General features: G+C 63.6%; 19 protein-coding genes and 1 pseudogene. 11 read left to right on the forward strand and 9 right to left on the reverse strand.

Annotated elements, in window-relative coordinates; all coding sequences use genetic code 11:
- Positions 1–222: 222 nt before the first annotated feature.
- The 4 genes from DMX12_RS21725 to DMX12_RS21740 form a co-directional block, all read right to left on the reverse strand.
- Positions 223–1,641, reverse strand: a complete 1,419-nt coding sequence (locus DMX12_RS21725) for an efflux transporter outer membrane subunit (RefSeq protein WP_232108577.1) — start codon at positions 1,639–1,641, stop codon at positions 223–225.
- A 103-nt stretch (positions 1,642–1,744) separates the two neighbouring features.
- Complete coding sequence (locus DMX12_RS21730) at positions 1,745–2,455, reverse strand: helix-turn-helix transcriptional regulator (protein ID WP_110679417.1); 711 nt, start codon at positions 2,453–2,455, stop codon at positions 1,745–1,747.
- 171 nt (positions 2,456–2,626) lie between these two features.
- Entirely contained in the window at positions 2,627–3,007 is a 381-nt protein-coding gene (locus DMX12_RS21735) for a cupin domain-containing protein (protein WP_009684033.1), read from the reverse strand.
- A gap of 71 nt (positions 3,008–3,078) precedes the next feature.
- Complete coding sequence (locus DMX12_RS21740; RefSeq protein ID WP_110679418.1) at positions 3,079–3,900, reverse strand: AraC family transcriptional regulator; 822 nt, start codon at positions 3,898–3,900, stop codon at positions 3,079–3,081.
- Between the two features lie 154 nt (positions 3,901–4,054).
- Between DMX12_RS21740 and DMX12_RS21745 the strand changes: the two are divergent.
- Positions 4,055–4,369, forward strand: a pseudogene (locus DMX12_RS21745) (LysR substrate-binding domain-containing protein); the annotation flags it as partial.
- A 15-nt stretch (positions 4,370–4,384) separates the two neighbouring features.
- Here DMX12_RS21745 and lysA read toward each other — a convergent pair.
- On the reverse strand, positions 4,385–5,617 hold the full coding sequence (gene lysA, locus DMX12_RS21750; RefSeq protein WP_110679419.1) for a diaminopimelate decarboxylase: 1,233 nt from the start codon (positions 5,615–5,617) through the stop codon (positions 4,385–4,387).
- 132 nt (positions 5,618–5,749) lie between these two features.
- On the opposite strand from lysA, the gene DMX12_RS21755 reads away from it, so the two are divergent.
- Positions 5,750–6,655: a LysR family transcriptional regulator gene (locus tag DMX12_RS21755; protein ID WP_110679432.1), complete on the forward strand. Its 906-nt coding sequence runs from the start codon at positions 5,750–5,752 to the stop codon at positions 6,653–6,655.
- Between the two features lie 28 nt (positions 6,656–6,683).
- Here the strand turns inward: DMX12_RS21755 and DMX12_RS21760 are convergent, their stop codons facing one another.
- Entirely contained in the window at positions 6,684–7,037 is a 354-nt protein-coding gene (locus tag DMX12_RS21760) for a hypothetical protein (RefSeq protein WP_009684028.1), read from the reverse strand.
- Positions 7,038–7,310: 273 nt separating this feature from the next.
- Here DMX12_RS21760 and DMX12_RS21765 point away from each other — a divergent pair, with 273 nt between their 5' ends.
- On the forward strand, positions 7,311–12,176 hold the full coding sequence (locus tag DMX12_RS21765; RefSeq protein ID WP_054905095.1) for an NAD-glutamate dehydrogenase: 4,866 nt from the start codon (positions 7,311–7,313) through the stop codon (positions 12,174–12,176).
- A gap of 191 nt (positions 12,177–12,367) precedes the next feature.
- Here the strand turns inward: DMX12_RS21765 and DMX12_RS21770 are convergent, their stop codons facing one another.
- The gene (locus tag DMX12_RS21770; RefSeq protein ID WP_012271263.1) at positions 12,368–13,186 is read right to left on the reverse strand and encodes a pyruvate, water dikinase regulatory protein; all 819 of its coding nucleotides are present in this window, start codon (positions 13,184–13,186) and stop codon (positions 12,368–12,370) included.
- Between the two features lie 191 nt (positions 13,187–13,377).
- Here DMX12_RS21770 and ppsA point away from each other — a divergent pair, with 191 nt between their 5' ends.
- From ppsA to DMX12_RS21815, 8 genes are all read left to right on the forward strand, one after another.
- Positions 13,378–15,753 carry a phosphoenolpyruvate synthase gene (gene ppsA, locus DMX12_RS21775; RefSeq protein ID WP_029887870.1) on the forward strand — a complete coding sequence of 792 codons (2,376 nt, stop codon included), beginning with the start codon at positions 13,378–13,380 and terminating at the stop codon, positions 15,751–15,753.
- Positions 15,754–15,854: 101 nt separating this feature from the next.
- Entirely contained in the window at positions 15,855–16,847 is a 993-nt protein-coding gene (locus DMX12_RS21780) for an alpha/beta fold hydrolase (RefSeq protein WP_232108579.1), read from the forward strand.
- A gap of 219 nt (positions 16,848–17,066) precedes the next feature.
- Entirely contained in the window at positions 17,067–17,558 is a 492-nt protein-coding gene (rraA, locus tag DMX12_RS21790; protein ID WP_110679421.1) for a ribonuclease E activity regulator RraA, read from the forward strand.
- A gap of 27 nt (positions 17,559–17,585) precedes the next feature.
- The gene (locus tag DMX12_RS21795; RefSeq protein ID WP_054913131.1) at positions 17,586–18,581 is read left to right on the forward strand and encodes a zinc transporter ZntB; all 996 of its coding nucleotides are present in this window, start codon (positions 17,586–17,588) and stop codon (positions 18,579–18,581) included.
- A 112-nt stretch (positions 18,582–18,693) separates the two neighbouring features.
- Positions 18,694–18,966, forward strand: a complete 273-nt coding sequence (locus DMX12_RS21800) for a hypothetical protein (protein WP_009684021.1) — start codon at positions 18,694–18,696, stop codon at positions 18,964–18,966.
- 2 nt (positions 18,967–18,968) lie between these two features.
- Positions 18,969–19,793 carry a mechanosensitive ion channel domain-containing protein gene (locus DMX12_RS21805; RefSeq protein ID WP_029888071.1) on the forward strand — a complete coding sequence of 275 codons (825 nt, stop codon included), beginning with the start codon at positions 18,969–18,971 and terminating at the stop codon, positions 19,791–19,793.
- A 113-nt stretch (positions 19,794–19,906) separates the two neighbouring features.
- Positions 19,907–20,473, forward strand: coding sequence for an RNA polymerase sigma factor SigX (gene sigX / locus DMX12_RS21810; protein WP_003248665.1), 567 nt, complete (start codon positions 19,907–19,909; stop codon positions 20,471–20,473).
- A gap of 111 nt (positions 20,474–20,584) precedes the next feature.
- Positions 20,585–21,622, forward strand: a complete 1,038-nt coding sequence (locus DMX12_RS21815) for an OmpA family protein (RefSeq protein WP_009684019.1) — start codon at positions 20,585–20,587, stop codon at positions 21,620–21,622.
- An 81-nt stretch (positions 21,623–21,703) separates the two neighbouring features.
- Here DMX12_RS21815 and cobA read toward each other — a convergent pair whose 3' ends face one another.
- Together cobA and DMX12_RS21825 are read right to left on the reverse strand one after the other, a co-directional pair.
- Entirely contained in the window at positions 21,704–22,444 is a 741-nt protein-coding gene (cobA, locus tag DMX12_RS21820; RefSeq protein ID WP_054913132.1) for a uroporphyrinogen-III C-methyltransferase, read from the reverse strand.
- Positions 22,445–22,471: 27 nt separating this feature from the next.
- On the reverse strand, positions 22,472–24,142 hold the full coding sequence (locus DMX12_RS21825; RefSeq protein ID WP_110679422.1) for a bifunctional protein-serine/threonine kinase/phosphatase: 1,671 nt from the start codon (positions 24,140–24,142) through the stop codon (positions 22,472–22,474).
- Between the last annotated feature and the right edge of the window lies 1 nt (position 24,143).

The raw sequence follows: 24,143 nt of genomic DNA on the forward strand, positions 1-24,143 counted from the left end.
ACTGGCCCGAAACAAACGTAGGAGCGAGCGCAGCTCGCGATTGCGCCGCGCGGGCGGCGCTCGATCTCACAGGCGCTGAAGATGCTCCGGCTACCCTTGCCAGGAACCATAGAATCTCCCACAGGGACCGCGCTGGCCTTGGCGTTTGTTACAGGGCAGCCACTCCCTGATCATTGAAAAGGCTCTCGGCCCAGCGCGGTCCCTGTGGGTTGTTGCTGCGCGCTACCACCGCCCACCCAGCGCGCGGAACAGATTGACCTGTGCCTGCGCCAGGCGCCCTTGGGCCTCGACCTGGCTGGCGCGCAGGCGGATCAGTTCGCGTTCGCTGTCGAGCAATGCCAGGCCGTCCACCGTGCCGGCGCGGTAGTTGTTCTGGGCCAGGGCAAAGCCCCGCTGGCTATGGCCAAGCGCTGCCTCCAGTGCCTGCAGGCGCTGCCGCTCACCGGCGTAACGCGCCAGGGCCTGGCGCACGTCTTTCAGCGCATTCAATGCCACGCCCTGGTAGCGGGCGACCTGCGCCTGCTGCAATGCTCGGGCCTTGCCAACCCGAGCGCGATTGGCCTTCAGGTTGGGGAACTGCCAGTGAATCAGCGGGCCGATCCCGAACATCACCGCGCGGCTGTCGCCGAGGTCGGCCAGGTGAGCGGCGGAGGAGGTCAACGAGGCGCCGAAGCTGACCTTCGGGTACAGGTCCGCCCGGGCGATTTCGGTCTCCAGCGCAGCAGCCCGCAGTTCCCGTTCTGCCTGGCGCAGATCCGGCCTTCGCTCAAGCAGGCGCCACCCATCGCCAAGCGGTAGCGGCACCGACACCGTGGGGATGGCGCTGCAGTCGCCTACCGGTGCCGCAGCCGCCTGGCCACTGAGCATGGCCAGTTCGTAAAGCGCCATCTGCCGCCTGGCAACGAGCATCGGCAGTTGCGCCCGCACCTGCTCACGCAAGCCCAGCAGGCGCTCGCTGTCGAGCGCCGTTGCCACGCCGGCCTGTTGCTGGCGTGCACTCAGTTGCACGCTGTGCTCGAGGCTTTGCAACGACTGCCTGGCCTGGGCCAGGCGTGCGCCATACACGCATTGAGCCAGGTAGGCGCGGCTGGTCTGGGTGACCACCTGCAGGCGTACCAGGTCCCGTGCTGCAGCGCTGGCATCGGCTTGAGCGCGGGCACGCTCGATGGCCGCACGTACCTGGCCCCAGACATCCACCTGGTAGGCCAGCTCGATGCCGGGGCTGAATTGCCATTGTGACGGCGCATGGCTGTCAGTGGCCTCGGCCAGGGTCTGGTCATCGGCGCTCTTGCCATAGGTTGCGCCAACCTCCACGGCAGTGGCGGGCCAGCGGCGCGCGTCGAATTCACCGATACCCGCCAGCATGGCCTGCACAGTGGCGTCTGCTTGGGCCAGGTCCTGGTTATGTGCCAGGGCCAGCTGTACCCAGTGGTTGAGTTGCGGGTCCTGGAACAGCGCCCACCATTGCGCGGGTAACGGCTGCTGGCTAACCCCCGCCGGCAGGTCGGTCAACGGGTTTGCCTGCAGCACGGGTGGCGGCGCGGCGGGGGCCTGCTGCCGCGTGCACGCCGTGAGGGCACCGAGCACGGCGAGCGTGGCGCCCAGCCGGGCAGCAAAGGGAGAAAAGTGCAGTAAAGGCATCACACAGGTCACTTGAAGGGAGTGATGCGAGGTTAACCAGGGATGGGGAAGCGGCGCTGTCGCAAGCAGGACAAGCCTGCGCGCAAGCGGGCCAACCTGCTGTTCAGTGACCGCGTGTGAGGTTGTGCTGCCAGTCACTCGGCGCGTAGCCGAGGATGCGCTTGAACATGGCGGTGAACGCGCTTGCACTTTGGTAACCGTGCTCTAGCGCCACGTTGAGAATCGGCTGCCCCTGCGCCAGGCATTGCTGGCTGAGCATTACCCGCGCGCGGGCGCGCCACTCGCCATACGACATGCCCAGTTCGCGTTGAAACAGCCGCGCCACGCTGCGCGCACTCAGGTTCAACTGCGCGCCACACTGCGCCAGCGTCAGGTCCTGGGCCGGGTCCTGGAGAAAGCCCTCGCACCAGGCACGCAAGCGCGGGTGCGAGGGCGTGGGCACGAAGGCATGGATGCGCCGAGCGGCGGACAACTCGTTCAGGATCAATGCCCGCGCATGCTCGCCGTCACGCCGGTCGAGCATGCGTGACGCGGCCAGGATCAGTTCGCGCAGCAAGCCGGATACCACGATGACCTGGCAGCACGCGATGCCGGCGTCGAGCAGCAACGTGCGCATGCTCACCACGCCCTGCATGCGGATGGCGTGGCTGACCCCGGCAGGCACCCACAGTGCATGCCCGCCGGGGATCACCCAGTCGCCTCCCGCGCTGCTGACGCGCATTACCCCGCTGGCGGCATAGATCAGCTGGTCTTCAGCGTGGCAATGGCTGGCGACCCGGTCGCCGTGGCGGTAGTCCATTTCCAGTGTTCGCATTCAAGGCACCCTCGATATTGGATCCAATTATACGGCGGTGGATTTTCATCGGGTTGCGATGGTAGGCATGGAAAAGGGGTGAGCAAGACGCAAAATGGCTGTTTGGCAGTTGAACGTGGTGAATTATTGCCAGGCGAGTGCTACGCACAACAAATAACGCGGCTTCTCTTGTCAGATCCAGACATCATTGACCGCGGTGCGCTCGCCGCCTTCATGCCCGGTGTTCAGAATGCCGCGGGGCTCGATCATCATCAGTTTCGCTTCGCCCTCTGCGGCTGTCCTGTGTTCGATACCGCGCGGCACGACGTACAGCTCACCGGGGTTGACGTACACACAGCCATCGGGCAGATCGATGCGCAAAACACCCTCCAGCACCAGAAACGCTTCGTCGGTTTCCGGGTGTGCGTGCCAGATGAATTCGCCTTCGATGCGCACCACCTTGAACTGGTAGTCGTTCATTTCGGCAACGACCCTGGGGCTCCACTGCTGCTCGATCAGCGACGCTTTGTGCAGCAGGTTGGCAGGCTGGGAGGGGATACGGGCTTCAGACATGACAATTCCTCGTTGAGTGGAGTGGCCAGCCTAACGGTCTGCAACAGGCGCATCTTGTACGATCCTGCAAGTCAGCGCGTGGGGCGCAGGCGCTCCAGCCAGCGCAAGGGCGGCACCCCATAGCAACGGGTGAAATGCCGGGTCATGTGGCTTTGGTTATGAAAGCCGGCAGCAAGCGCCGCATCGACCAGACTGAACCCGTCGACCACCATGCGCCGCAAACAGTCCAGGCGGCGCAAGGTGACGAAGCGGTAGGGGCTGGTGCCGTACAGCGTGCGGAAATCACGCGACAGGCTCCAGCGCTCGCGGCCGCTGGCCTGTTCGAGCATGTCCAGGGTAATGCTCTGGTGCAGGTGCGCCATGATGAAGGCTCGGGCACGTTCGGCGGCTTGGTAGTCCAGGCGCTTGCGCCCGCGTGGTTTGCCGCCGACCGCCAACAAGGCCATGGCCAGGTCGTACAGGGCGTCCTGCTGCTCCAGCGGCTCCAACGGGTGGTCCACGGCCTGTACCAGTGCCTCGCTGGCCTGGTACAGCCGTGGGTCGCTGGACAGCCCGCCAGCGATGAAGGGCAGCGGCTGGCCACCCAGCACGTTCTGGATCAAGGCCGGGTCTACGTAAGCCATGCGGTAGCGAAAGCCTGCGTTGGTGCCGGCCATGCCGTCATGCAGCTCGTCCGGGTGCAGCACCAGGGTGTTGCCGGGTATGCCGTGGCGCAGCGAGCCCTTGTAATGGAAGCTTTGCACGCCGGCCAGGGTTCGCCCGACCGAGTAGGTATCGTGGCGATGCGGGTCGTAACCGTGGCTGCCGAACCAGGCCTCGATACGCTCAATGCCGCCCGGCTGGTCGCTGCGGATTACCCAGTCGGACGGTGGCGGGTCAGCTTTACGGTTCATCGCGGTGGGAGCCTGGGCGGAGCACGGCTGGGGCGGCCGTGAGGGGACGAGAAGCAAGGGTAACCGGACTGTCCGTTGTCGGGCAATCGGGTCGCCGCCAAGGGCCGCCCTGCCAGGTTATCTACCAACGTTGACTCGACCAGGTGCTTGTCGGTGCTCGCCCACGGCCAATACCCACGGTGTAGTCGATGACTGGCTCAAGGAGTTGGGGCGCGAACGCCAGGTGGTGTTGTCGGTGCCGCAATTCAGTACGCTGCCGGCGATCCTGGCCGGTACCGAACTGCTGGCCTGCTGCCCCGACTACGCGGCCCAGGGGATGGAGCGCTGGGGCAACCTGCAGGCCGAGCAACTGCCGTTCGCCGCCACGGCGCTGGAGCTGGCCATGGTCTGGCTGAGCACTACCGACAATGACCCGGCCGAGCGCTGGCTGCGCGGCCGCCTCGAGCACTACATGGGCGGTATGGCCTAGCCGGCAGAAGGGTGCTTAAAGGCCCGCTTCCAGATCCAGCAGGTCCTGCACGATCTGCCGCCGGCGGATCATCCGCAGTGCACCGTTCTCGATCAGGAACTCTGGCAGCAGTGGCCGGCTGTTGTAGTTGGACGACATCGATGCGCCATAGGCCCCGGCATCGTGAATTACCAGCAGGTCGCCCACCTGTGCTTGCGGCAGGTCTTGCGGGGTGAGTTCCTGGTCGTCCTGGGTGAATACGTCACCCGACTCGCACAGCGGCCCGGCCACCACGGTTGGCTGGCGTGGGCGCTCCACCGGCTGGCCGTTGGCATCGAGCAGGGTCATGCCGTGGTAGGCGCCGTACATGGCCGGGCGCATCAGGTCGTTGAAGCCGGCGTCGATCATCACGAAGGTATTGCGCCCCACCTGTTTCACCGCCCGTACCTCGGCCACCAGGTAGCCGCACTCGGCCACCAGGAAGCGGCCGGGTTCGATCTCCATACGCACCGGGTGGCCGAGCATCGCTTCGATTTCCTTGCGTGCCACTGCCCAGGTCTGGGCGTAGCGCTGCAGGTCGACCGGCTTGTCGCTGCTGCGGTAGGGGGTGGAAAGCCCGCCCCCGATGGAAAACGCCTCGATGTCCACCCCCAGGCGGCCGACCAGTTCGATCATCGAGCGGGCTACCTGTTCCAGGTGCTGGTAATCCACGCCCGAGCCAATGTGCATGTGCACGCCGACCAGGTGCAGGCCGTGTGCCTTGATCACGCCCAGCGCTTCGTCCAACTGCTCATGCCAAATGCCGTGCTTGCTGTTTTCACCGCCGGTGTTGGTCTTGCGGCTGTGGCCGTGGCCAAAGCCGGGGTTGATGCGGACCCACACGCGGTGGCCAGGGGAGCGCTCGCCCAGCTGGCGCAGCATGTCGATGGAGCCGGCGTTCACTTCGATCTTTTCTGCCACCACCCGCTCCAGGGTAGGCCGGTCCAGTGCATCGCAGGTCAGCACCACGCCGGCCGGGTCGCCCTGAACGCTGGCGCCGGCAGCGAAGGCCCGCTCCATCTCGCCCAGCGACACGGCGTCCAGCACCAGGCCGTGGCCGCGCATCAGGCGCAGCACGTGCAGGTTGGGGTTGGCTTTCTGGGCGAAGCGTACGGTGTCGAACACCTTCAGCTGTTCGACACGCTCTGCGATGGTGCCGGTGTCGTAGGCCCACAACGGCGAGCCATGTTGGCGCACTGCCTCGGCCAGGAGGGTGAAGGGTGTTGTCATGTTGGCGCTACTCGCTCAGGTGATACCAGGAATGAAAGCAGGATGCGATAAAGCAGGAATTCAGAAAAATAGCTTTTTTTCTGTCGGCCATTCATATCTGATATGGCCATTGTCATTACGCAGGGCGTTGCCGTGAAATTGTCCGTCCGCCATATCGAAGTGTTCCGCGCCATCATGGCGGCGGGCAGCGTCACCGCCGCAGCTCGCCTGCTGTTCACTTCGCAGCCCACCGTCAGCCGCGAGCTGGCCCGGCTGGAGCAGGTCACCGGGCTGAACCTGTTCCAGCGCGAAGGTGGGCGGCTGGTGCCGACAGCCCAGGCACTGCTGTTGATCGAGGAGGTGGAGCGCGCCTATGTCGGGCTGGAACGGATCGACCGCTTTGCCCAGGCCATTCGCAATTTCGAGCAAGGCCGGTTGGCCATCACCTGCCTGCCGCTGTTCTCGCAAACCCTGCTGCCCAAGGCCTGCCAGCGCTTCCACCAGCAGCACCGGGGGGTGAGTGTGAGCATTCTGGCCCAGGAATCGCCGTTGCTGGAGGAGTCCCTGGTGGCCCAGCAGCACGACCTGGGCCTGACCGAGGTCGAGCAGATACCGCGCGGGGCGTATGGGGAGCGGCTGTTCAGCGCCAACATGGTGTGCGTGCTGCCCGAACACCACCCGTTGCAGGCCAAGGCCGAGCTGGCGTTGAGCGATTTTCACGAAGTCGATTTCATCAACCTGGCCAGCCTGGACACCTACCGCCAGCGACTGGACCAGCACTTTCGCGCGGCGGGTGTGAACCGCCGCACAGTGATCGAGACGACCAGTGCGGCCTCGGTCTGCGCCATGGTGCGCCAGGGCCTGGGGGTTGCCATCATCAACCCGCTGAGCGGGCTGGAGGCCGCGCAGGGCGGGCTGCCGATCCGGCCGTTGCGGGTGTCGGTGCCGTACCAGGTGATGCTGATCCGCCCGGATCATCGGCCGGCTTCGGCTGCGGTGGAGCCGTTTTGTGAGGCATTGCGGGCGCAGGCTAAAGCAATGCAACAAGCGCTGGCATGAGCAGGGGCGACGCGCGGCGTATGAAGCCCTAAAGCTCGCAGACGAAGGTGCCAGTGCCGGCCAGGATGTTCTCCAGGGTTTCCTTCACCTCATCCAGGTCACTGAGGTCGCTGGTCAGGTTGATTTCCAGCACCTCATCCCCCTTCAGCGCATCGCGGTCACCGGCGGCCACTTCGATCAGCAGGCGCTTGGCACTCAGGGTCACTTTCAGCCCATCCAGCGTCGACGGCTCGTCATCCAGGGTCAGGTCGACGGTGTCTTCGTCCGGGTAGCGGGTAAGCAGGAACATCTGGCCCTTGTCGCTGTGGCAGCACAGGGTCGCCATGTTGTCTTCCTCGTCATCGCAAGGGGTGGCGAACAGCAGGGCGGTGTTGATTTGCATGAGCAGGCTCGGATCAAAGGAAACGGAAGGGAATTCTGACAGTCTTGGCTACATGCATAAACGTAAAGTTACCGCCCCTTGACCGAAATTGTCGCAGCGCTGCAAGCCTTGATGACCGATCAGTCGTTAAGCTTCGCCAAGCCCGGGCGTGCCTGCGCACGTTCCACCTCTGGTTTTTACCGTCCGCCTTGCCACGGGTTGGCTATCGTTGATCCGTAAATGGCGCACGCAGCGACGCTTCAACTATTACAAAGCCCAAGCGGAGTACCACAGATGGCGTTCTTCACCGCAGCCAGCAAAGCCGACTTCCAGCACCAACTGCAAGCGGCCCTGGCGCAGCACATCAGCGAACAGTCCCTGCCACAAGTGGCGCTGTTCGCCGATCAGTTCTTCGGCATCATCTCTCTGGACGAACTCACCCAGCGCAGGCTTTCCGACCTGGCCGGCTGCACCCTGTCGGCCTGGCGCATCATCGAGCGTTTCGACCCCGAGTCCCCGCAAGTACGCGTGTACAACCCCGATTACGAACGCAACGGCTGGCAGTCGACCCACACCGTGGTCGAGGTGCTGCACCACGACCTGCCGTTCCTCGTCGACTCAGTACGTACCGAGCTCAACCGCCGCGGCTATAGCATCCACACCCTGCAAACCACCGTGCTCAGCGTGCGCCGGGGCGCCAACGGCGAGCTGCTGGAACTGCTGCCCAAGGGCAGCCGGGGCGAGGGGGTGCAGCACGAGTCGCTGATGTACCTGGAGATCGACCGCTGCGCCAACGCCGCCGAACTGGCCGTGCTGACCCGCGAGATCGAACAGGTGCTGGCCGAGGTTCGGGTGGCGGTTGCCGACTTCGAGCCGATGAAAGCCAAGCTGCAGGAAGTGCTCGCCAAGGTGGAGCAAACCGCGTTCGGCCCGGCGCAAAACGAGAAGGGCGAGGTCAAGGCCTTCCTCGAGTGGCTGCTGGACAACCACTTCACCTTCCTCGGCTATGAGGAATTCACCGTTGCCAGCACCGCCGATGGCGGCCAGATGGTCTACGACGAACAGTCGTTCCTCGGCCTGCCGCGCCGCCTGCGTGTGGGCCTGACGGCCGACGAACTGCGCATCGAAGACTACGCCGTGGCCTACCTCAACGAGCCGCTGCTGCTGTCGTTCGCCAAGGCCGCGCTGCCCAGCCGCGTGCACCGCCCGGCCTACCCGGACTACGTCTCGATCCGCCAGCTGGACGCCGACGGCAAGGTCATCAAGGAGCACCGCTTCATGGGCCTGTACACCTCGTCGGTGTACGGCGAAAGCGTGCATGCCATTCCATACATCCGCGGCAAGGTCGCGGAAGTGGAGCGCCGCTCGGGCTTCGATCCCAAGGCTCACCTGGGCAAGGAGCTGGCCCAGGTGCTGGAGGTGCTGCCGCGCGACGACCTGTTCCAGACGCCGATCGACGAGCTGTTCACCACAGTCATGGCGATCGTGCAGATCCAGGAGCGCAACAAGATCCGCGTGTTCCTGCGCAAGGACCCGTACGGCCGCTTCTGCTACTGCCTGGCCTACGTGCCGCGGGAAATCTACTCCACCGAAGTGCGGCAGAAGATCCAGCAGGTATTGATGGAGCGCCTGAAGGCCAGCGACTGCGAGTTCTGGACGTTCTTCTCCGAGTCGGTGCTGGCCCGCGTGCAGCTGATTCTGCGGGTCGACCCGAAAAACCGCATCGACATCGACCCGCAGCAGCTGGAGCGCGAAGTGGTGCAGGCCTGCCGCTCGTGGCGCGACGACTATTCTGCGCTGGTCGTGGAGAACTTCGGCGAAGCCCAGGGCACCAACATCCTGGCCGACTTCCCCACCGGCTTCCCGGCGGGCTACCGCGAGCGTTTCGCCGCCCACTCGGCGGTGGTCGACCTGCAGCACGTGCTCAACCTGTCGGAAAGCAAGCCCCTGGCGATGAGCTTCTACCAGCCGTTGACCCAGGTCGGCGAGCGCATCCTGCACTGCAAGCTGTACCACGTGGACACGCCGCTGGCGCTGTCCGATGTGTTGCCGATTCTGGAAAACCTCGGCCTGCGCGTACTCGGCGAGTTCCCGTACCGGCTGCGCCATGCCAGTGGCCGTGAGTACTGGATCCACGACTTCGCCTTCACCTACAGCGAAGGCCTTAGCCTGGATATCCAGCAGCTCAATGACACCCTGCAGGACGCGTTCATCCATATCGTGCGCGGCGATGCCGAGAACGATGCCTTCAACCGCCTGGTGCTGACCGCCGGCCTGCCTTGGCGCGACGTGGCACTGCTGCGTGCCTACGCCCGTTACCTCAAGCAGATCCGCCTGGGCTTCGACCTTGGCTACATCGCCAGCACCCTGAACAACCACACCGACATCGCCCGTGAGTTGACCCGGCTGTTCAAGACCCGCTTCTACCTAGCGCGCAAGCTGACCCAGGACGACCTGGACGACAAGCAGCAGCGCCTGGAACAGGCCATTCTGACCGCGCTGGACGAGGTGCAGGTACTCAACGAAGACCGCATCCTGCGCCGCTACCTGGACCTGATCAAGGCCACCCTGCGCACCAACTTCTACCAACCGGACGCCAACGGCCAGAACAAGTCGTATTTCAGCTTCAAGTTCAACCCGCGGCTGATTCCCGAGCTGCCCAAGCCGGTGCCCAAGTTCGAGATATTCGTCTATTCGCCGCGGGTCGAGGGCGTGCACCTGCGCTTTGGCAACGTAGCCCGTGGCGGCCTGCGCTGGTCCGACCGCGAAGAAGACTTCCGTACCGAAGTGCTCGGCCTGGTCAAGGCCCAGCAGGTGAAGAACTCGGTGATCGTGCCGGTGGGTGCCAAGGGCGGCTTCCTGCCGCGGCGCCTGCCGCTGGGCGGCAGCCGTGACGAGATCGCGGCCGAAGGCGTGGCGTGCTACCGCATCTTCATTTCCGGCCTGCTCGACATCACCGACAACCTCAAGGATGGCGGCGTGGTGCCGCCGGCCAACGTGGTGCGCCACGACGATGACGACCCGTACCTGGTGGTGGCGGCCGACAAGGGCACCGCGACCTTCTCCGACATCGCCAACGGCATTGCCATCGACTACGGTTTCTGGCTGGGCGACGCCTTCGCCTCGGGCGGTTCGGCCGGCTACGACCACAAGAAAATGGGCATTACCGCCCGCGGCGCCTGGGTCGGCGTGCAGCGGCACTTCCGTGAGCGCGGCATCAATGTGCAGGAAGACCCGATCACCGTCATCGGTGTGGGGGACATGGCCGGCGACGTATTCGGCAACGGCCTGCTGATGTCCGACAAACTGCAATTGGTGGCCGCGTTCAACCACCTGCACATCTTCATCGACCCCAACCCCGAGCCGGCTTCCAGCTTCGCCGAGCGCAAGCGCCTGTTCGACCTGCCGCGCTCGGCCTGGACCGACTACGACACCAGCATCATGTCCGAAGGCGGTGGCATCTTCCCGCGCAGCGCCAAGAGCATTGCGATCAGCCCGCAGATGAAAGAACGCTTCGCCATCGAAGCCGACCGCCTGACCCCGACCGAGTTGCTGAACGCGTTGCTCAAGGCCCCGGTCGATCTGCTGTGGAATGGCGGGATCGGCACCTACGTCAAGGCCAGCAGCGAAAGCCACGCCGACGTCGGCGACAAGGCCAACGACGCGCTGCGGGTCAACGGCAACGAGCTGCGCTGCAAGGTGGTGGGCGAGGGTGGCAACCTGGGCATGACCCAGCTTGGCCGGGTGGAGTTCGGCCTGCACGGCGGGGCGACCAACACCGACTTCATCGACAACGCCGGCGGCGTGGACTGCTCTGACCACGAGGTCAATATCAAGATCCTGCTCAATGAAGTGGTGCAGGGTGGCGACATGACCGAGAAGCAGCGTAACCAGCTGCTCGGCAGCATGACCGATGAAGTCGCCAGCCTGGTGCTGGGCAACAACTACAAGCAGACCCAGGCGTTGTCGCTGGCCGCCCGCCGCGCCCGCGAACGCATTGCCGAGTACAAGCGCCTGATGGCTGACCTGGAGGCGCGGGGCAAGCTGGACCGTGCCATCGAGTTCCTGCCGTCCGAGGAGCAACTGGCCGAACGCCTGGCCGCCGGCCATGGCCTGACCCGTGCCGAGCTGTCGGTGCTGATCTCGTACAGCAAGATCGACCTCAAGGAGCAGTTGCTGAAGTCGCAGGTGCCCGACGACGACTACCTGACCCGCGACATGGAAACCGCCTTCCCGCCGTCGCTGGTCAGCAAGTTCGCCGAATCCATGCGCCGCCACCGCCTGAAGCGTGAAATCGTCAGCACCCAGATCGCCAACGACCTGGTCAACAATATGGGCATCACCTTCGTCCAGCGCCTGAAGGAGTCGACTGGCATGAGCCCTGCCAACGTGGCCGGGGCCTACGTGATCGTGCGCGACATCTTCCACCTGCCGCACTGGTTCCGCCAGATCGAGGCCCTCGACTACCAGGTGCCGGCGGAGGTCCAGCTGACCTTGATGGACGAGCTGATGCGCCTGGGCCGCCGCGCGACCCGCTGGTTCCTGCGCAGCCGCCGCAACGAGCAGGACGCCGGGCGCGACACCGCGCACTTCGGGCCGAAAATCGCGCAGCTCGGGCTCAAGCTGGATGAGTTGCTCGAAGGCCCGACTCGCGAACGCTGGATGGTGCGCTACCAGGGCTTCGTCGAGGCTGGCGTGCCGGAACTGCTGGCGCGCATGGTGGCCGGTACCAGCCACCTGTACACGTTGCTGCCGATCATCGAAGCGGCTGACGTTACCGGGCATGAGCCGGCGCAGGTGGCCAAGGCGTTCTTCGCCGTGGGCAGCGCGCTGGACCTGACCTGGTACCTGCAGGAAATCAGCAACCTGCCGGTGGAAAACAACTGGCAGGCGCTGGCCCGCGAGGCCTTCCGTGATGACATCGACTTGCAGCAGCGGGCGATCACCATTTCGGTCCTGCAAATGGCCGACGGGCCGCAAGACATGGACGCCCGTGTGGCGCTGTGGGCCGAGCAGCACCGGGTGATGGTAGAGCGCTGGCGCGCGATGCTCGATGACCTGCGCAATGCCAGCGGCAACGACTATGCGATGTATGCGGTGGCCAACCGCGAGCTGGTCGACCTGGCCATGAGCGGGCAGGCAGCGGTGGTGCCTTCTTAAGCTGCAAGCTGCAAGCTACAAGCTACAAGCTACAAGCTACAAGCTACAAGCTACAAGCTACAAGCTACAAGCTGCAAGCGGACCTCACTGGTTTCGCTTGCAGCTTCTGGCTTTAGCACCGTTTAGATCGTGTACACAGCCCCCGCTTTTTCTTGAAGCTTGAAGCTTGAAGCTTGAAGCTTGAAGCTTTCCTACTTGAACCGCCGCTCCACGCCTTTCTCCACCAGGATCTTCGCCGAAATCTCTTCCACCGAAAAATGCGTGGAATTGATGTTGGGAATGTTCTCCCGGCGGAACAGGCTCTCCACCTCGCGCACCTCGAACTCGCACTGGGCAAAGCTTGAGTAACGACTGTTGGGCTTGCGCTCGTGGCGGATGGCCGTGAGGCGGTCAGGGTCGATGGTCAGGCCGAACAGCTTGTTGTGGTGCTTTTTCAGCACTGCCGGCAACTGCAGGCGTTCCATGTCGTCTTCGGTCAGGGGGTAGTTGGCGGCGCGGATGCCAAACTGCATGGCCATGTACAGGCAGGTTGGGGTCTTGCCGCAGCGCGACACCCCCACCAGGATCAGGTCGGCCTTGTCGTAGTAGTGCGTGCGCGCGCCGTCGTCGTTGTCCAGGGCGAAGTTCACCGCCTCGATGCGTTCCATGTAGTTGGAATTGCCGCCGATCGAATGGGACTTACCCACGGAATAAGACGAATGGGCGGTCAATTCCTGCTCAAGGGGGGATAAAAACGACGAAAAGATGTCGATCATGAAGCCATTCGACGTGGCCAGGATCTCACGTATGTCCTGGTTGACGATGGTGTCGAAGATGATCGGGCGCACCCCGTCACGCTCGGCCGCGGCATTGATCTGCTGGACCATGGTCCGCGCCTTGTCGGGCGAATCGATGTACGGCCGGGTGAATTTGTTGAACGGGATGCTCTCGAATTGCGCGAGCAGACTCTGGCCCAGGGTTTCGGCTGTGATACCGGTGCCATCGGAGATGAAGAACGCGGTTCGTTTCATTTGCGACCTGGGCCTTAAGCTGATGAAGATTCTTGGATATGATAAGTTCGGTTTGCCGAATGCGGCTGTCGACATTCTGCCACATTTGCAAAGCCTATTTTCCAGGTACAGGCCACAAACGCCCGGCCAAGTCATAGCGGACAGGCGGGCGCCCTTTGAGCTTTTCCAACACAGTTAGTGGAGAGATCACCTTGGTAGAGTACGTAGTTTCCCTCGATAAGCTCGGCGTCCATGATGTGGAGCATGTGGGGGGCAAGAACGCATCCCTGGGCGAGATGATCAGCAACCTTGCCGGTGCTGGTGTATCGGTGCCGGGCGGCTTTGCCACTACGGCGCAGGCGTACCGCGATTTTCTCGAGCAGAGTGGCCTCAACGACCGAATCCATGCGGCGCTCGACGCCCTCGACGTGGATGACATCAACGCCCTGACCAAGACCGGCGCGCAGATCCGCCAGTGGGTCATGGAAGCCGACTTCCCGGCGCGTCTGGATTCGGAAATCCGTACGGCGTTTGCCGAAATGGCCGCTGGCAACGACAACATGGCCGTTGCCGTGCGCTCCTCTGCCACTGCTGAAGACTTGCCGGACGCCTCGTTCGCCGGCCAGCAGGAAACGTTCCTCAACATCCGTGGCGTGGACAACGTGATCCGCGCGGCCAAGGAAGTGTTCGCTTCGCTGTTCAACGACCGTGCCATTGCCTACCGCGTGCACCAGGGCTTCGATCACAAACTGGTCGCCCTGTCTGCCGGTGTGCAGCGCATGGTTCGTTCCGAAACCGGCACCGCCGGTGTCATGTTCACCCTCGATACCGAATCGGGCTTCCGCGACGTGGTGTTCATCACCGGCGCCTATGGCCTGGGTGAAACCGTGGTACAGGGTGCGGTCAACCCTGACGAATTCTACGTGCACAAGAACACCCTGCAGGCTGGCCGCCCGGCTATCCTGCGCCGCAACCTGGGCAGCAAGGCGATCAAGATGGTCTATGGCGACGAAGCCAAGGCCGGCCGTTCGGTGAAAACCGTGGAAGTCGACCGCGCCGAACGTGCGCGCTTCTGCCTGAGCGACGCCGAGGTCAGTGAACTGGCCAAGCAGGCGATGATCATCGAGCAGCACTACCAGCGCCCGATGGACATCGAATGGGCCAAGGACGGTGACGACGGCAAGCTGTACATTGTCCAGGCCCGCCCTGAAACCGTGAAAAGCCGCTCCAGCGCCAATGTCATGGAGCGCTACCTGCTGAAGGAAAAGGGCACGGTACTGGTCGAAGGCCGTGCCATCGGCCAGCGCATCGGCGCCGGCAAGGTCCGCGTGATCCACGATGTATCGGAAATGGACAAGGTGCAGCCAGGCGACGTGCTGGTTTCCGACATGACCGACCCGGACTGGGAACCGGTAATGAAGCGCGCCAGCGCCATTGTCACCAACCGCGGTGGGCGTACCTGCCACGCGGCGATCATTGCCCGTGAGCTGGGTATTCCGGCCGTGGTCGGTTGCGGCAACGCCACCCAGGTGCTCAAAGACGGCCAGGGCGTCACGGTTTCCTGCGCCGAAGGCGACACCGGCTTCATCTTCGAGGGTGAACTGGGCTTTGACGTCAAGCAGAACTCGGTCGATGCCATGCCCGAGCTGCCGTTCAAGATCATGATGAACGTCGGCAACCCGGACCGGGCCTTCGATTTTGCCCAGTTGCCCAACGCAGGCGTGGGCCTGGCGCGCCTGGAATTCATCATCAACCGCATGATCGGCGTGCACCCCAAGGCACTGCTGAACTACGCAGGCCTGCCTGCCGACCTCAAGGACAGCGTCGACAAGCGCATTGCCGGCTACAACGACCCGGTCGGCTTCTACGTCGAGAAACTGGTCGAGGGCATCAGCACCCTGGCCGCGGCCTTCTACCCGAAAAAGGTCATCGTGCGCCTGTCGGACTTCAAGTCCAACGAGTACGCCAACCTGATCGGCGGCAAGCTGTACGAGCCGGAAGAAGAGAACCCGATGCTGGGCTTCCGCGGTGCCTCGCGCTACATCAGCGAGTCGTTCCGTGACTGCTTCGAACTCGAGTGCCGCGCGCTCAAGCGCGTGCGCAACGAGATGGGCCTGACCAACGTTGAAATCATGGTGCCCTTCGTGCGTACCCTGGGCGAGGCCAGCCAGGTCGTCGACCTGCTGGCCGAAAACGGCCTGGCCCGTGGCGACAACGGCCTGCGCGTGATCATGATGTGCGAGCTGCCGTCCAACGCCATTCTCGCCGAGGAATTCCTGGAGTACTTCGACGGCTTCTCGATCGGCTCCAACGACCTGACCCAGCTTACCCTGGGCCTGGACCGTGACTCGGGCATCATTGCCCACCTGTTCGACGAGCGTAACCCGGCCGTGAAGAAGCTGCTGGCCAACGCCATTGCCGCGTGCAACAAGGCTGGCAAGTACATCGGCATCTGCGGCCAGGGCCCTTCGGACCACCCGGACCTGGCCAAGTGGCTGATGGAGCAGGGCATCGAAAGCGTGTCGCTGAACCCCGACTCGGTACTCGAAACCTGGTTCTTCCTCGCCGAAGGCCAGGGCGCAGCCTGACGCAATAAAACGCGGGGGGCGTCTGGCGTGCCCCCGCCTGGTTTTTTCCAGGGCGAGTTCCAGTAATGGATCCCGCCCTTTTTTGTGCACCAAGCAACCTTATGCAAAGCAGTAGCCGTTTATTTCCCGTGGCCTTGCTCAGTGCCGAGCGCCGCGGCGACCTCAGTGAAGACGTGTACCGGATCAAGGCCGGCAACAGCCCTGATCCCAGTGTGGAATTGGCCGTTACCCGCCTGGGGCTGGCAGACCAGGAGCACGCCCAGGGCGTGCCGGTGATTCTGCTGCATGGCAGTTTTTCCAACCGGCGTTTCTGGTATTCGCCCAAGGGCATCGGCCTGGGGGCCTATCTGGCACGGGCCGGTTTCGACGTATGGATCCCGGAAATGCGTGGCCACGGCCTGTCGCCACGCAATGCAGCCTGGCGACACAACAGCGTAGCCGGCTATGCCCGTGACGACCTGCCAACCATCAACGCCTTCGTGCGCGAAAAAGCCGGCCAGGCGCCGCACTGGGTGGGCCACTCACTGGGTGGAACAACCTTGGTGGCAGCCTTGGGTGGCGGTTTTCTGACCGCCGACCAGGTCGCGAGCGTGGCACTGTTCGGCACACAGGTCAGCCGTGTGTACTGGCCGTTGAAAGTCCCACCAGTGGCCTGGGGCGCGAAGTGGCTGCTCAAGCGCTGGGGGCAAATTTCCGGGCCGCGCTTCAAGCGCGGGCCAGAGGACGAACCCCTGGGGCTGGCCCTGGAAAGCCTGCGCTGGCATGGCTTGTTCGGGCGTTTTGGCGACAAGAAGCAGGATTGGTGGGCAGGGCTGGCTGAGGTTGATGTGCCGCTGTTGGCAGTGGCCGGCGCCGGCGACTTCCAGGACCCGGTGTGGGCCTGCCGCAAGCTGTTCGAGCAGCTGGGCGGCGAGCGCAAGCAGTTCCTGCGGCTGGGGCGTGAAGAAGGTTTTGAAGCCTTCGGGCATGTCGACATGCTGGTGAGCAAGGCTGCGCAGGTGCAGGTGTGGCCGCTGGTAGAGCGCTGGCTGCGTAACCCGCTGTTGCCGGTGCATGCGTCCACAGTGGTTGCAGAGCCTGTGCCGGTCAGCTGAGTTTGTGTCGCCTGTGCTGGCCTCTTCGCGGGCGCGCCCGCTCCCACAGGTACTGCACAAGCCTGCGAACCTGTGACAATCCTGTGGGAGCCGGCTTGCCGGCGATAGGGCCGGCACAGGCAAAACACACATGACTACCTAGTCCCGGATGACTGCAATGGGCTCTACGGTGTAGCCTTGGCCGATACCCGCTTTCGTTGTGACTGACAGGAGCTTCCCATGCAGCATTACGTAACGCCCGACCTGTGTGACGCCTACCCGGACCTGGTTCAGGTGCTGGAACCGATGTTCAGCAATTTCGGTGGCCGTGATTCGTTTGGCGGCCAGATCGTCACCATCAAGTGCTTCGAGGACAACTCGCTGGTCAAGGAGCAGGTCGAACTCGACGGCAAAGGCAAGGTGCTGGTAGTCGATGGCGGTGGGTCGCTGCGTCGCGCATTGTTGGGTGACATGCTTGCCGAAAAGGCTGCCAGGAACGGCTGGGAAGGCTTGTTGATCTACGGCTGCGTACGCGACGTCGATGTTTTGATCCAGACTGACGTCGGCGTGCAGGCGCTGGCCAGCCACCCAATGAAGACCGACAAGCGCGGCATCGGCGACCTCAACGTGGCAGTGACCTTCGCCGGCGTGACGTTCCGCCCGGGCGAGTATGTGTACGCCGACAACAATGGCGTGCTGGTCTCGTCAAGCCCGCTGAAAATGCCGGAGTGATGCGCCGCACGCGCTGATGGAGCTTTGATGTTCGAGGAAGACAACGCGCAGTGGGGGCTGGTGCACGCCCTGGTGCTCGATGGCAAAGGCGGCGCGCGCCCGATTGCCCGTACCGAACTGGCCGACCTGCAATTGCAGCCCCAGCAGAGCCTGTGGCTGCACTGGGACCGCAGCCACCCGCAAACCCGTACCTGGTTGCTGAATGAAAGCGGCCTCAGCGAGTTCGCCTGCGAATTGCTGCTGGAGGAAAACACCCGCCCGCGCTTGCTGCCCATGGCCGATGAACAGCTGCTGCTGTTCTTGCGTGGGGTCAACCTGAACCCGGGCGCCGAGCCGGAAGACATGGTCTCGGTGCGCATTTTCGCCGAGGCGCAGCGGGTCATCTCGCTGCGCTTGCGGCCCCTGCGCGCCAGCGACGAGGTGCTCCAGCTACTGGAACAGGGCAGGGGGCCCACATCCGCATCCGAACTGCTGCTGCTGATGGGGGAACTGCTGACCGAAAAGGTGCAGGGCCTGGTCAGTGACCTCGCCGAACTGGTCGACCTGGAAGAAGAAAAGGTCGAATCCGACGAGCGGTATACCCCCGAACAGGGCAGCCTGCAGCAGATCCGTCGGCGGGCCGCCGGGTTGCGCCGGTTCCTGGCCCCGCAACGGGAAATCTATGCCCAGTTGTCACGCAGCAAGTGGGGCTGGTTCGCCTATGCCGATGCCGATTACTGGAACGAGCTTAACAACAGCCTGATCCGCTACCTGGAGGAGCTGGAGCTGACCCGCGAGCGTGCCGCGCTGGTGCTGGAGAGCGAAGACCGGCGCCGTAGCGAGCGGATGAACCGCACCATGTACCGCTTTGGCATCATCACCTGCATCTTTCTGCCGATGAGCTTCATCACCGGGCTGCTGGGCATCAATGTCGGTGGCATTCCGGGGGCGCAAAACCCCTACGGTTTCCTGTTCGCCTGCATTGTGGTGCTGGGGCTGGCGGTGGGGCAGTGGTGGTTGTTCCGCCGGTTACGGTGGGTATGAAGCGTGGGTGGGCTGCAGGCGAACATCACACCATTCGAAACATTCGTGCCAATCGGATGTGTGACCCATCGCCGGGCCATCTCGTCTCTAGCTGACACTGCGCGAGGTGCACATGCACGATCCGTTTGAAGAATCCCTGCGCGACCTGCTCAAGGCGTCACCCTCCGGCAACGATCGGGACGACCGGGATGACGCTGCCTGCTTGGGCCGCGTGCTGAAAACCGCCAACCGCCAGGTCGGTGCGGGTGATCTGTTCAGCTTGCTTGGCCGCTGGAGCCAGGCGCTGCTGATCGCCGTGAACAATGGCTCGGCGCATGTCGCGCCGGTGCGTCGACACACTTCCCGCAACGCTGCCACTGGCAGCAAAGCAGATAAGGCCGATTGAATATGGAACTCGATCTCTGGACCCAGAGCCTGGTCACCGCGATGACCGCCCTTTGGACCAAAGTGGCGAACTTCATCCCTAACCTGTTCGGCGCACTGGTCGTGGTGCTGCTCGGTTTCGTGGTAGCCAAGCTGCTCGATACACTGCTCTCCAAACTGCTGGCCAAATTCGGCCTGGACCGCCTCATGGCCGGTACCGGCCTGACCAAAATGCTGGGCCGGGTCGGCATACAGGTGCCCATTTCCACCCTCATCGGCAAGATCGTCTACTGGTTCGTACTGCTCATCTTCCTGGTTTCCGCCGCGGAATCGCTGGGCCTGGAGCGGGTTTCGGCGACCCTCGACATGCTTGCCCTGTACTTGCCGAAAGTGTTCGGCGGGGCCCTGGTGTTGCTGGCCGGCGTGCTGCTGGCACAGGTGGCCAATGGCCTGGTGCGCGGTGCTGCAGAAGGCATTGGCCTGGAGTATTCGGCAGGCCTGGGGCGTATCGCGCAAGGGCTGGTCATCATCATCAGCATTTCGGTGGCCATCAGCCAGCTGGAGGTGAAAACCGACCTGCTCAACCATGTGATCGTCATCGGCCTGATTACCGTTGGTCTGGCGGTTGCCCTGGCCATGGGCCTGGGCAGCCGCGAAATTGCCGGGCAGATTCTGGCCGGCATTTATGTTCGCGAGTTGTACCAGGTAGGCCAGCAGGTGCGGATTGGAGAGGTCGAAGGGCTCATCGAGGAGATCGGCACGGTGAAAACCACCCTGCTGACCGATGAGGGGGAGCTGGTGTCGTTGTCCAATCGCGAGCTGCTGGAACAGCGAGTCAATAGCCGCTAACCGCGTGAAAGCTGTTAATGTATGCCGCCGCGAAATTCGACCCACGGGGTCGCGCGGCGACATTGACCTGACTGTCGGCCAGATCCGTTTTGAATAAAGTTCCTACGCCGCCCATGCGTTATGACCCTCGCGAGCTCACCGACGAAGAGTTGGTGGCGCGTTCGCATGAGGAGCTGTACCACGTCACCCGTGCCTATGAGGAACTCATGCGGCGCTACCAGCGGACCCTGTTCAACGTTTGTGCACGTTATTTAGGGAACGACCGTGACGCGGACGATGTCTGTCAGGAAGTGATGCTGAAGGTGCTGTACGGTCTGAAGAACTTCGAGGGTAAATCCAAGTTCAAGACCTGGCTCTACAGCATCACCTACAACGAGTGCATTACCCAGTACCGCAAGGAGCGCCGCAAACGCCGGTTGATGGATGCCCTGAGCCTGGACCCTGTGGAAGAGGCGTCCGAGGACAAGGCACCGAAGCCGGAAGAAAAAGGCGGGCTGGACAAGTGGCTGGTGCATGTGAACCCGATCGACCGCGAGATCCTGGTGCTGCGTTTTGTCGCAGAGCTGGAGTTCCAGGAGATCGCCGACATCATGCACATGGGCCTGAGCGCGACGAAGATGCGATACAAGCGTGCGCTAGACAAGCTTCGTGAGAAATTTGCGGGCCTCGATGAAACTTAGTCGTCTGCAAATATCTCTAACGAATCGGCGAGTTCTGCTAGACTTGCCGTCGAGTTGTCCCCCTTGTTTATGGTGGGACTGCTTAACTATCACCAGATGGGGATTTAACGGATGAAATTGAAAAACACCTTGGGCTTGGCCATTGGTTCGCTCGTAGCCGCCACCTCGATTGGCGCTATGGCACAAGGTCAAGGCGCCGTCGAGACTGAAATCTTCTACAAGAAAGAATTCTTCGACAGCCAGCGCGACTTCAAGAACGACGGCAACCTGTTCGGCGGTTCGATCGGTTACTTCCTGACCGACGACGTTGAACTGCGTCTGGGCTACGACGAAGTGCACAACGCTCGTGGCGATGACGGCAAGAACATCAAGGGCTCGAACACCGCCCTGGACGCCGTTTACCACTTCAACAACCCGTACGACGCTATCCGTCCGTACGTTTCCGCTGGTTTCTCGCACCAGTCGCTGGGCCAGACTGGCCGTGGCGGTCGTGACCACTCCACCTTCGCCAACGTTGGCGCGGGTGCCAAGTGGTACATCACCGACATGTTCTACGCCCGTGCTGGCGTTGAAGCCCAGTACAACATCGACCAGGGCGACACCGAGTGGGCCCCAAGCGTTGGTGTTGGTCTGAACTTCGGCGGTAGCCCGAAGCAAACCGCAGCCCCTGCTCCAGCACCTGTTGCTGAAGTTTGCTCCGACTCCGACAACGACGGCGTGTGCGACAACGTCGACAAGTGCCCAGACACCCCGGCCAACGTTACCGTTGACGCCGACGGCTGCCCGGCTGTTGCCGAAGTCGTTCGTGTTGAGCTGGACGTGAAGTTCGACTTCGACAAGTCGGTCGTCAAGCCAAACAGCTACGGCGACATCAAGAACCTGGCTGACTTCATGAAGCAGTACCCACAAACCACCACCGTGGTTGAAGGTCACACTGACTCCGTGGGTCCAGACGCTTACAACCAGAAGCTGTCCGAGCGTCGTGCCAACGCTGTCAAGCAAGTCCTGACCCAGCAGTACGGCGTAGAATCCAGCCGTGTTGACTCGGTTGGCTACGGCGAAACCCGTCCGGTTGCTGACAACGCCACCGAAGAAGGCCGTGCTATCAACCGTCGCGTTGAAGCTCAGGTAGAAGCCCAGGCCAAGTAATTGGTTTGATGCTTCACGAAAAACCCGGCCTCGGCCGGGTTTTTCTTTGGCTGGGTTTTACCGGCCGGCGGGCCGTGGCTGTCAGCCGGTAGCGGCCACCCACTGCTGAGCCACCTGCGCTCCAACCACCTCGCCAATCACCAGGATCGCCGGGCTACGCAAGGCGAACCCACGCGCATCCTCGACCATCCCCTGCACATCGCTCCTGCACTCGCGTTGCTCGGGCAGCGAGGCATTCTCGATCATGGCCACCGGCATGCCGGGTGCCATCCCCCCGTCCAGCAACCCCTGGCGGACCTGCTCCAGCCGGGCCACGCCCATGTACACCACCAACGTGGTGCCAGCCTGGGCCAATGCTGCCCAGTTCAGTGCGCTGTCATCCTGGGTATGCGCGGTCACCAGCGTTACCCCGCGGCTGACGCCCCGCGAGGTCAGGGAAATACCGCACTGCGTGGCGCCTGCCAGGCCTGCGGTGATGCCGTTGACAATTTCCACCTCGATACCATGCCCCTGCAGCCACAGGGCCTCCTCGCCGCCGCGGCCGAAGATGCACGGGTCGCCACCCTTGAGCCGCACCACACAGCGCCCTTGGCGGGCGTGGCGCAACATCAGGCGCTGGATGAACGCCTGCGGCGTCGAGCGGCAGCCGCCACGCTTGCCCACTGCAATAACCCGCGCCTGCGGGCAATGCGCCAGCACTGCCGGGTTGACCAGGTCGTCGATCATCACCACTGCCGCTTCCTGCAAGGCGCGTACAGCCTTGAGGGTGAGCAGTTCCGGGTCACCCGGGCCGGCGCCAACCAGCCACACTTTTGCATTCATTCGTGTTTCCTCATTGGCAAGGTGCATTCAGCCCTTGAGCAGGGTGAGCAGCAATATCAGGTTGATCAGTAACGACAGCACGGCCAAGGTGCGCCAGACTTTCAGTGGCTCGCGCTCCAGCAATGGCCGCGGGCGGCCGGGCAATTCCTGGCGGTCGCCCCGTTCGAGCAGCAGCAACCAGTGTTCGGCGGTTTCGAAGCGCTGCGCGGGGTCGGCGGCCACGGCCTGCTGCAGGTTGTGCTGCAGCCACTCCGGCAGGTCGGGCCGGTAGCGCGCCGGGTTGACCGGTTGGCCGAAGCGCGGCCGCTGAAAGGCTTCCACTTCCCCATACGGGTAGTGACCGGTCAGCAGGTGATACAGCGTCACGCCTGCGGCATACAGGTCCTGGCGGGGGCTGGGCGGCTGGCCGTCGAAGGCTTCCGGGGCGATGTAGGACGGGGTGCCGGGCAAGGCATGTTGCGGGTCTTCGCAGAGCCCGGGGCAGTACGCCAGGCCGAAGTCCAGTAGGCGCAACTGACCATCGCAGCCCAGGTGCAGGTTGTCGGGCTTGATGTCGCGGTGCAGCAGGTTGCGCCGGTGCAGCACCCCTACCGCCTGTAGCAACTGCCGGGCAAGCTCCAGCCACTGGGCCAACGGCAGTGGGCCATTTTCGGCCAGCAGTGCGGCCAGGCTCTGGCCCGGGTATTCGCGCATCACGTAGTACAACTGCTGGCGCTGGCTGCAGGCGTGCAGCTCGGGAAAGTGCCGGCCGGCGACCCTGCGCATGAACCATTCTTCGAGCAGCAGGCCCTGCGCCGCACCAGGCTCCTGCCGCCGCTCGGGCGGCAAGGTCTTGAGCAGCCACGCCTGGCCTTGGCCATCGCGCACCCGGTACAACAACGACTGACGGCTGTGTGCGCGCAGTTGTTCGACCTGCCAGCCATCGATCGACTGGCCTGCCCGTAACGGCTCGGGCACGGGCCAGTGCTGCAGTTGGGCCAAGGTGTCGCCAAGGTTCGCCGTGCCCGGTTGTTCGACCTGCACCAGCATGGCGCTGGCGTTATCCTGGCTACCGTTGAGGTGGGCGCTGGCAACCAACGTGTCCACGGCCAGCTGCAGGTCGGGTTGCTCGCGCAGCACCGCCTGGATGTGCTGGTCGCCCAGGCTGGCCCACACACCGTCGCTGACCAGCAGATAACATTCACCCGGCTGCAATTCGCCTTCCAGGTAATCCACCAGCAGATGCTGGTCCAGGCCCAGCGCGCGTTTGAGTACATGCTGCATGCCGGGCTGGTCCCAGACATGGTCTTCGCTCAGGCACTGCAGCTGGCCGGCGTGCCAGCGATACACCCGGCAGTCGCCTACGTGGGCCAGGGTGAAGCGCCGCCCGCGCAGCACCAGTGCGCTGAGGGTGGTCAGCAACGGCTGGCCATTCCCTTGGGCGCGCAGCCAGCGGTTCTGTGCCAGCAGCAGGCGGTCGAGGGCCTGGGCCACGCCCCAGGTGGCCGGCGTGGCGTAGTAGTCCAGGGCCAGCGCCTGCAGGCTGGCCCGCGCGGCAAGGCCGCCGTCGGCACATTGGCTGACCCCGTCGGCCAGGGCGAACAGGTAGCCTTTGCTGGCGGCGAGTTCGGGCGCCGGGGTGACCAGGCGCAAGGCATCCTGGTTTTCCGCGCGCGGCCCGGTGCCGCTGGCCTGGGCAAAGCTCAGTTGCAGGCTCATG

It is taken from the genome of Pseudomonas sp. MB-090624, from assembly GCF_003205245.1.
GTDB classification, from domain to species: Bacteria; Pseudomonadota; Gammaproteobacteria; order Pseudomonadales; family Pseudomonadaceae; genus Aquipseudomonas; species Aquipseudomonas juntendi.